This is a genomic window from uncultured Aureimonas sp. (assembly GCF_913775355.1).
GTDB lineage: Bacteria > Pseudomonadota > Alphaproteobacteria > Rhizobiales > Rhizobiaceae > Aureimonas.
On record NZ_CAJYIU010000145.1, the window covers coordinates 1 to 8,729 of the forward strand.

Genomic DNA, 8,729 nt, shown 5'->3' on the forward strand with positions numbered 1-8,729 from the left:
GCCAGCCCGATCAGCGCCGAGATGCGCGTGCCGTAGACGACGGCGGCGAGGACGTCGCGGCCCTGCCCGTCGGTGCCGAGCCAGTATTTCGGGTTGCCGCCGTCCATCCAGGCGGGCGGCAGGTAGCTGTCCATCAGGTCGAGCTGCATGACGTCGTAGGGGTTCTGGGCGACCAGCGCGGGGCCGAAAACGACGACGATGGCACAGGCGAAGATGATCGCCGACCCGAGAATAGCGGAGGTGTTGCGCCGCCAGTTGTAGGCGAGTTGCGAGGAGAGAAGACCCGTCGCCATCTCAGCGCACCGTGATCCGGGGGTCGATAAAGGTGTAGAGAATGTCGATCACAAAGTTGATCATCACGAAGATCAGCGCGACCAGCATCAGGTAGACGACGATGACGGGGCGGTCGGCGCGGTAGATGCTGTCGATCAGGAGCTTGCCCATGCCGGGCCAGGCGAAGATGGTCTCGGTGATCGTGGCAAACGCGATGAGGTCGCCGAGCTGCAGGCCGAAGATCGTCACCACCGGGATCAGCGCGTTGCGCAGGCCGTGCCCGTAGAGGACCTGGGCTCGCGAGGCGCCCTTGGCGCGGGCGAACTTAATGTAGTCCTGCCGCGTCACCTCCATCATGCCGGCGCGCGTGATGCGCAGGAGGATGGCGAGCGTGCCGACCGAGAGCGTCACGGCGGGCAGCACAATGTGCTGCCATCCCGACCACGTGGCGAGCGAGGTCTCGATGCCGAAGATCGTGCCGACCGCCCCGCGCCCCGACGAGGGGAAGATCCGGTACTCCACCGCCAGCACCCAGATCAGCATCATGCCGACCCAGAAGCCGGGCAGCGAGACGCCCAGCAGCGACCCCGACATGATGAGCCGCGACAGCGGCTTGCCGGGATTGGCCCCGGCATAGACGCCGAGCGGGATCGCGACGACGGTCGCGATCCCCATGGCGACGAGCACGATCTCCATCGTCGCCGGCAGGCGCTCCAGGATCAGCGAGATGGCCGGCTGGCGGAACACGTAGGAGAGGCCGAGGTCTCCCTGCAGCAACCCCTTCAGGAAGATGCCGTACTGGACGAGCAGCGTCTGGTCGAGGCCGAGGATGCGGCGCGCCTGCTCGATCTCGGCCTGCGTCGCGTCGATCGGGACGACCATGAAGACGGGGTCGCCGGTGAAGGTCGTCATCAGGAAGACGATGACCGACACCGCCCAGAGCACGACGAGCGTCTGGATCAGCCGTCTGACCGTGAATGCGAACATGCGCGAAATGCCCTTCGCCCGAGAAAGCAGGGGCGCGACCGCGCCCCCGCCCGCCGAAAATCCTTACTCGGCGACGTCCATCTCGTAGGCCCAGATGAACTTGTCGACGCGCGGCTCGAAGGTGACCTTATCGCGCGAGGCGTAGATGTCCTGCTCGTAGTGGATCGGGATCATCGGGATATCGGCCAGAAGAAGCTTGGTCGCCTCCTGCAGGTGCGCGTCGCGCTCCTCGACGTTGGCCGTCGAGTCCGCCTTGTCGAGAAGGGCGTCGACCTCGGGGTTCGAGTAGCTGGTCCGGTTCACCTCGCCGTAGCCCGGCTTCTTGTCGCGGCTGTAGTAGAGCGAGTTGTACATCGAGCCCGCATCGCCCGACGGCACGTCCCAGCCCGACATGATCATGCTGGATTTCGGCGAGGGCACGCGGATGTAGCCCCAGAAGTTCGATTTGGGCATCAGGTTGAGCTTCAGCTGGATGCCGATCTTGCCGAGCATCGAGGTCAGCGCCTGGGCGACCTGCGCGTCGTTGACGTAGCGGTTGTTGGTGGCGTCGAGCGTCACCGCGAAGCCGTCGGGGACGCCCGCCTCCGCCATCAGTGCCTTCGCCCGCTCGATGTCGAACGGATACATCTGCCGGAAGTCGGCGCCCTCGACATAGCCAAGGTGGGATTCCGGCACGAACTGCGCGGACGGGGTCGCCAGCCCGTTCATGATGACGCGGTCGATCGCGACGACGTCGATCGCGCGGGCCATCGCCTCGCGCACCCGCCGGTCGGTCATCGGGTTCTTGCCCGAGATGGTGGGCGAAGTCTCGCGCACGTCGAGGGCGAGGAGAATGTTGAGAAGGCTCGGGCGCGTCTCGACCGTGACGCCGCTCTCCGCCTTGACGCGGTCGATGTCGCGTACGGCGAGATCCTGCACCACGTCGAGTTCGCCGGTCAGGAGCGCGGCCGTGCGCGTCGCCGGGTTGGTGATCGGGCGGAACACCACGGTGTCGATCTTCGCCTTGCCGCCGTAGTAGTCGGGGAAGGCCTCCAGCGTCAGCCGGTCCTCCTTGGCCCACTCCTTCAGGCGATAGGGACCGGTGCCCATCGGCTTCAGGCCGAGTTCGGCGTCGCCGACCTTCTTCGTATAGGCCTCGTTGAGGATCAGAATCGCGGCGAGATCGTTCGGCAGGGCGGCATAGGGGCCGGGCGTCGCGATCTCTACGGTGCGATCATCGACCGCCTTCGCGCTCGCGATGTTGGCCGAAAGGTTCGACATGACCGAGGCCTTGAGGCGGTCGATCGTGAACACGACGTCGGATGCCTTCAGCGTCTCGCCGTTGTGGAACTTCACCCCGTCCCGCAGCTTGAACACCCAGGTCTTGTCGTCCTTCTGCGACCAGCTTTCGGCAAGGCCCGGCCCGAACTTCAGATCCTTGTCGCGGCGGACCAGCGGATCGTAGAGGTGGTAGAACATGATGTTGCTCGACAGTTCCTCGCCCGCCTGCGGGTCGAGGATCGTCGGGTCCGACGTCAGGCCGATCGTCACCTCCTTGGCCTCGGCGGCCGTCGCGAAGGCGAGGGGGCCGAGCGGCAGGGCGGCGGCGAGAGCCGCCGTCGCCAGCAGGCATCGGATCGAACGGTGCAGTGTCATCTTGTCCTCCTCCAGGAATGCGGTTGCCGGCCTTCGCCGTGACGTCGGTTGGCGGGATCAGTCCAGCGCGGACTGGACCTCGATCTGGTAGCCCTCGGGATCGTCGAAGACGAAGGCGCGGATCTTCAGCGCCGCGCTGTCGCGCGGCTCGGTGAGATTGGCCACGCCGTGCGCGGTCACGAAGCGGTGCCAGGCGTCGACGTCGGGCACGCGGATGCAGAGCTGGACGGGCTTCGGGTCGCTCGCGCGGTGCATGCCGCTCGTCTCGTCGACGAGGCCGACATGCGAGGCGCCGGTGATGCGGAAGATCTTCGACCAGCCCTGATCGATCGCGAGGGTGAAGCCGAGCACGGTCTCGTAGAAGCGCACCGCGCGTTCGAGGTCTCGATAATAGAGGAACGTGATGCCGAGGATCGGCCCGTCCGGGCGCGCGGCGGTCTCTGCGGTCATGTCGTCCCCTCTCGTATGCTGACGCCATCCAAGCGGTATACAAAAAAAATGGCAAGAGGATTCCATGCTGCCCCGCCGCATAATCTCGAGTTTCAGAACAGGCGCGACAGGTGTCCGAGGATGGCGTTGCGCGCGTTGTCGATGTGGCGCAGCATGGCAGCCTCGGCGCGCGGCGGATCGCGCGCGAGGATCGCGTCGACGATCTCGATATGCTCGTGGCAGCCCGGCACGAATCGCTCGGGGATCGAGCCGTTGTCGAAGATGCGCGTCTTCAGCTTCAGCCCCTTCACGAGATCCGTCAGGAGCGTCGAGCCCGCCGTGCGCGCGACGAGCGTGTGGAAGTCCTCGTCGAACTGGGCGTATTCGGCGACGCTCGGGCGCTCGCCCTCCAGATACTGCGTCAGCCGTCGGCGCAGGGCCAGGAAGGGCTCGGGCGAGGCATTCACGCTGGCCGCCTGACGCGCCGTCTCGCCCTCCAGCAGCCGGCGGACGTGGAGGATCTCCATGATCTCGGTGACCGAGATCCGGCTGACGGTCGGCACCCCGCCGCCGTTGCGCGTGACCAGCCCTTCGCTCGTCAGCTTGGCCACCGCCTCGCGCACAGGGGTCCGTGAGACGCCGAGGCGCTCGGCGAAGAGCTTTTCCTGAAGCGGCGTGCCGGCCGGCAGTTCGCCGGCTAGGATCATCGCCTTCAGACGGTCGTGCACCGACTGGCCGAGCGTCTGCGCCGGGGTGGGTTTGAGGCTCATGACCGTTCCTTCGCCTCGCGCCGTTGCGCCCGCATATGCCATGAACCCGCGTTCGTCGTCATCGTCCGATTTCCTGTTGCCGCGGAGTGTATACATTAGGTATCCTTTGGCAAGACGCTGGGCCGTTGCAGGAGGGCGAAGTGCTGGACGTTCTGATCGAAGGCGGGCGCGTGGTGACGAGCGAGGGCTCGCGCGTGGCGGATGTCGGCATCGCTGGCGGGCGCATCGTCGCGGTCGGACAGGGGCTTGGCGATGCGACGCGCCGTATCGACGCGCGCGCTCGTCTGGTGATGCCGGGCGGGGTCGACACGCACTGCCATGTCGAGCAGATATCCGGCGCCGGACTGATGAACGCCGACACGTTCGAGACGGCGACACGCTCGGCGCTCCACGGCGGCACCACATCGATCGTGTCCTTCGCCGCACAGCACCCCGGCAAGCGGCTGCGGCAGGTCGTCGACGACTACGCCGCGCTGGCGGCGCGCGGTGCGATGATTGACCACGCCTTCCACATGATCGTCTCGGACGTATCGGGCGACAATCTCGCCCGCGACCTGCCCGAACTCGTCAGTGAGGGGCACCGGTCGATCAAGATCTTCACCACCTACGACAAGGTGCGTCTCGGCGACGAGGACATTCTCGACGTCCTATGGACGGCGCGTGGTGGCGGCGCGCTGGTCTGCTTCCACGCCGAGAACGACGGGCTGATCCGTTGGATGTCGCGCCGCCTGATCGGCGGCGGGCGCACGGAGCCCCGCTTCCACCCGTTGTCGCATCCGCGCGCGGCCGAGATCGAGGCGCTGTCGCGCATGTGCGTCTTTTCCGAGTTTACCGGCCAGCCGATCATGCTGTTCCATGTCTCCACCCGCGAGGGCGTCGAGATCGTGCGCGCGGCGCAGGCGCGGGGCGTTCCGGTCGTCGCCGAGACCTGCCCGCATTACCTCTTCATGACGGTCGACCGGCTCGATGCGCCGGGACGCGAAGTCGCCGGCCTGATGTGCAGCCCGCCGCAACGCCGCACCGACGACCAGGAGGCGCTCTGGGAGGGCCTTGGGGACGGCACTCTTCGGGTCGTCTCCTCCGATCACGCGCCCTATCGCCTCGACGAGACCGGCAAGTTCGCCAACGGCGCGGACGCCCCGTTCAACCGGATCGCCAACGGGCTTCCGGGCCTTGAGGTGCGACTGCCGCTGATGTTCGACGCGATGGTCAGTCGCGGGCGGCTCGGCCCGGAGAAGTTCGTCGAACTGACGGCGACCGCCCCCGCCGCCATCTTCGGCCTCTCCGGCAAGGGGCGGATCGCGGTCGGCGCCGACGCCGACATCGCGATCTGGGACCCGGAGCGTCGCGTGACGTTCGGCGCCGACGACCTCCACGACAACACCGGCTACAACCCGTTCGCGGGCACCAGCGTGACGGGCTGGCCGGAGACCGTCCTGTCGCGAGGCGAGGTGGTCGTCGCGGATGGCGTGTGCCGCGCGACGCCCGGCCGCGGACGTCGGATCGTCATGGAGCCATCGGACGCGATGCGCCCGCGCGCCGGTTCAGAGGCCGACCGGCTGGACCACGCGCCCTGACGCGGCGACCTCGGGTGTCGGCACGAGGGCGTCGCGCCCGAGCGCCTTCAGCTCGTCGATCGACGAGAGGCCCATCAGGCCGAGCGTGACGTCGATCTCGTCGGAGAGAAGCTGGATGACGCGGGCCGCGCCCGCCTCGCCGCCGGCCGCCACGCCCCAGACATAGGCGCGGCCGAGAAGGACGCTGGAGGCGCCGAGCGCGATCGCCTTGACGATGTCGGTCCCGCGCCGGACGCCGCCGTCGAGAAGGACCTCGAGGCCATCGGCCGCGTCCACGATGCCGGGAAGGGCGCTGATCGTCGAGCGGGCGCCATCGAGCTGGCGTCCGCCGTGGTTCGACACCACGATGGCATCGGCGCCCGCCGCCTTCGCCCGGCGCGCGTCGCCGGGATGAAGGATGCCCTTGATCGACAGGCGCCCGCGCCAACGCCCGCGCAGCCAGTCGACGTCGTCCCAGGACAGGGCGGGGTCGATGAGACGGGAGAGGCTGGCGGCCTGCGCCAAGATATTGGCGCCGAACTCCGCGCGGCCGCGCACCGCGCCGACGCCGGGCTTGCCCGTGCGCAGCATGTCGAACACCCAGGCCGGGCGGAGCGCCATGCCGAAGCCCATGCGCGGGGTGATCCGCGTGGCGGCGCGGAAGCCGTTGCGCGCGTCGCGCTCGCGAATGCCGGTAACGGCCGTGTCGACGGTGAGGTGCAGCGTCTCGACGCCCGCCCGTTCGGCGGCCGCGACGAACTCCTCGGCCAGCCCGCGGTCCTTCAGGACGTAAAGCTGGAATTGCAGCGGCCCCTCGCAGCCGGCGCTGCGGAGATCGTCCAGCGAAGCGATCGAGAAATTGGACAGGCAGGCGGGGATGCCGGCGGCATGGGCGGCCCTTGCCGCCAGAATCTCGCCGTGCCCGGCAAACAGACCGAGGAAGCCGACAGGGCCCAGCATGAAGGGCAGGCGGTTCCGCTGCCCGAGGAACTCGCTCGACAGGTCGCGCGGACGAAGGCCTGCGAGCACCCGCTGCTCCAGCCGGAGATCGGCGAAGTCGCCCGTGCTCGACGCCAGCGTCGCCTCGGCGGAGGAGCCGCCGTCGATGTAGTCGAAGAAGATCTTCGGAAGACGCCGCCGGGCGATGCGGCGGGCGTCCTCGACATTGACGAAGCGCGCGGTCATCGCGGCTTCGACAGGATGGCGTCGCGCATCTCCGACACCGCGTTCTCGTGCGAGGAGAAGCCCTCGTAGCGCGCGAGGCGGCGGGCATGCAGCGCAAGTTCGGGATAGCCGGTCGAGGTGACGTAGCCGATCGACGAGCGCTTGAGGAAGTCGGTCACCGACAGCGGCCCGTAGGTGCGCGCCCAGCGGCTCGTCGGCAGCACGGCGTTGGGGCCGAGCACGAAGTTGCCGAGCGTCACCGGCGTATGCGGGCCCATCAGGATCTCGGCGGCTTCCGTGATCCGACCGAGATGGCGGAAGGGCTCGGTCGACAGGAGCTCGAGATGCTCGGGCGCGTAGTCGTTGACGAAGCGGTAGCTGTCCTCCAGCGAGGGCGTCAGCACGATGCCCCCGTAGGGGCCGGTGAGCACGGTGCGCGAGAAGGCGGTGCGCTGCTCGCTCATGCGCGCCCAGTGGCCGGGCAGGGCGGCCATCGCCTCTTCCGCCACGCGGCGGTCGTGCGTGACGAGATAGGCCGAGCTATCCGGTCCGTGCTCGGCCTCGATCAGGAGGTCGAGCGCCGCGAGCGCACCATCCACCGTCTCGTCGGCGAAGATCATCGCTTCCGAAGGGCCGGCCGGGAGGCCGGTGTCGAGGACGCCCGAAAGGAGGCTTTTGGCCGCCACCACGAAGGGCGAGCCGGGGCCGACGATCTTGATCTTGGGCCGGATCGTCTCGGTGCCGAAGGCGGCCGCCGCGACGGCCTGCGCGCCGCCGACCTTATAGACCGTCTCGACGCCCGCCAGCCGCGCGGCGACGAGCGTTGCGGCATCCACCGAGCCGCCCGCCGTCGGCGGGGTGAGGATGCAGAGATCGGGCACGCCTGCCACCACGGCCGGCACGCTGGTCATCATCGTGACGGAGGGAAACGCACCCTTGCCGCGCGGCACATAGAGCGCGGCGGACTGGATCGGCGTCCAGCGGTCGCCGGCAAACGCGCCCGGACGCATCTCCTTGAACCACATGGGTTCGGGCTTTTGCTCCTCGTGGAAGCGGCGGATGTTGTCGATGCCGAACCGGATGGCGTCGATCACCTCCGGCTCCACGGCCTTGAACGCCGCGTTGAACTCGGCCTCGCTCGCCTGCAGCGCGCCGAGCGCGACGTTCGCGCCGTCGAGATCGCGCGCAAAGCGCAGGAGCGCGGCGTCGCCCTCCGATTTCACCGCCTCGATGATCGGGCGGACCTTTTCGACGAAGGACGAAAGGTCGGTCTCGGAACGGCGCAGGAGCCGGGCACGCCCGGCGTCGTCGAGCGTGGCGAGGTCGTGGAAGGAGCAGGGGGTCGAGGACATGGGAGGCGTCACTTCGATTTCAGGAAGATGTCGAGGCCGACGAGGCGGTCGAGCGCGAGGATCGCGAGCGCCGCGCAGGCGATGAAGACCACCGAGATGGCAGCGAGATCGGGCGTGATGATGGAGCGGATCGAATTGTAGATCTGGACAGGCAGCGTCACCGTGCGCGCGTCGACGAGAAGAAGGCTCACCAGGAACTCGTTGAGGGCCAGGATGAACATGAGCAGCGAGCCGGTGATGATGCCGGGCGCGACGGCGGGCACCGTGACGAGGAGGAACGTCTGGATCGGCGGCGCGCCGCACATCGAGGCGGCGAGCTCGAGATCGGGATCGAGCGCGCTGGCGCTCGCGCTCACGGCCCAGATCATGAAGGGCAGGTTGATGACGCAGGCCGCGACGCCGACCGGCCAGAGGGATCCGAGGACGCCCGCCTCGCCGAACAGGAGCATCAGCCCGATGCCGGAGCCGATCAGCGGGATCGTGAAGGGCAGGAGCAGGTAGACCTGAAGAAGGCCGGCGAAGCGCACGCGGTACTTGGCGAGCGCGAGGCCCGCCAGCGTGCC

The 8,729-nt window shown here is 68.3% G+C and carries 8 protein-coding genes and 1 pseudogene; 1 reads left to right on the forward strand and 8 read right to left on the reverse strand.

The genetic code is table 11. The features are described 5' to 3' along the window. From QZ753_RS09570 to QZ753_RS09590, 5 genes and pseudogenes are all read right to left on the reverse strand, one after another. A pseudogene (locus tag QZ753_RS09570) lies at positions 1-293 on the reverse strand (ABC transporter permease); the annotation flags it as partial. Position 294: 1 nt separating this feature from the next. Beyond that, the gene (locus QZ753_RS09575; protein WP_294643154.1) at positions 295-1,260 is read right to left on the reverse strand and encodes an ABC transporter permease; all 966 of its coding nucleotides are present in this window, start codon (positions 1,258-1,260) and stop codon (positions 295-297) included. 63 nt (positions 1,261-1,323) lie between these two features. Further along, positions 1,324-2,895, reverse strand: coding sequence for an ABC transporter substrate-binding protein (locus QZ753_RS09580; RefSeq protein WP_294643156.1), 1,572 nt, complete (start codon positions 2,893-2,895; stop codon positions 1,324-1,326). 57 nt (positions 2,896-2,952) lie between these two features. Beyond that, positions 2,953-3,345, reverse strand: coding sequence for a VOC family protein (locus tag QZ753_RS09585; protein WP_294643158.1), 393 nt, complete (start codon positions 3,343-3,345; stop codon positions 2,953-2,955). Between the two features lie 92 nt (positions 3,346-3,437). Continuing rightward, positions 3,438-4,094, reverse strand: a complete 657-nt coding sequence (locus QZ753_RS09590) for a GntR family transcriptional regulator (protein ID WP_294643160.1) — start codon at positions 4,092-4,094, stop codon at positions 3,438-3,440. Between the two features lie 140 nt (positions 4,095-4,234). Between QZ753_RS09590 and hydA the strand changes: the two genes are divergently transcribed. After that, positions 4,235-5,671, forward strand: a complete 1,437-nt coding sequence (hydA, locus tag QZ753_RS09595; protein ID WP_294643161.1) for a dihydropyrimidinase — start codon at positions 4,235-4,237, stop codon at positions 5,669-5,671. Here hydA and QZ753_RS09600 read toward each other — a convergent pair. From QZ753_RS09600 to QZ753_RS09610, 3 genes are all read right to left on the reverse strand, one after another. Then, positions 5,639-6,835, reverse strand: a complete 1,197-nt coding sequence (locus QZ753_RS09600) for an alpha-hydroxy acid oxidase (RefSeq protein ID WP_294643163.1) — start codon at positions 6,833-6,835, stop codon at positions 5,639-5,641. The genes hydA and QZ753_RS09600 overlap by 33 nt on opposite strands. After that, positions 6,832-8,166 carry a histidinol dehydrogenase gene (hisD, locus tag QZ753_RS09605; RefSeq protein WP_294643165.1) on the reverse strand — a complete coding sequence of 445 codons (1,335 nt, stop codon included), beginning with the start codon at positions 8,164-8,166 and terminating at the stop codon, positions 6,832-6,834. Before hisD ends, QZ753_RS09600 begins: the two co-directional genes overlap by 4 nt. Positions 8,167-8,174: 8 nt before the next feature. Next, the coding region (locus QZ753_RS09610) for an ABC transporter permease (protein ID WP_294643167.1) at positions 8,175-8,729 on the reverse strand (555 nt) is incomplete at its 5' end.

What these genes read in the sequence shown, in the direction of transcription:
- QZ753_RS09575 (WP_294643154.1), bottom strand. Translation starts at nt 1,260, where the DNA reads ATGTTCGCATTCACGGTCAGACGGCTGATCCAGACGCTCGTCGTGCTC.
- QZ753_RS09580 (WP_294643156.1), bottom strand. Translation starts at nt 2,895, where the DNA reads ATGACACTGCACCGTTCGATCCGATGCCTGCTGGCGACGGCGGCTCTC.
- QZ753_RS09585 (WP_294643158.1), bottom strand. Translation starts at nt 3,345, where the DNA reads ATGACCGCAGAGACCGCCGCGCGCCCGGACGGGCCGATCCTCGGCATC.
- QZ753_RS09590 (WP_294643160.1), bottom strand. Translation starts at nt 4,094, where the DNA reads ATGAGCCTCAAACCCACCCCGGCGCAGACGCTCGGCCAGTCGGTGCAC.
- QZ753_RS09600 (WP_294643163.1), bottom strand. Translation starts at nt 6,835, where the DNA reads ATGACCGCGCGCTTCGTCAATGTCGAGGACGCCCGCCGCATCGCCCGG.
- hisD (WP_294643165.1), bottom strand. Translation starts at nt 8,166, where the DNA reads ATGTCCTCGACCCCCTGCTCCTTCCACGACCTCGCCACGCTCGACGAC.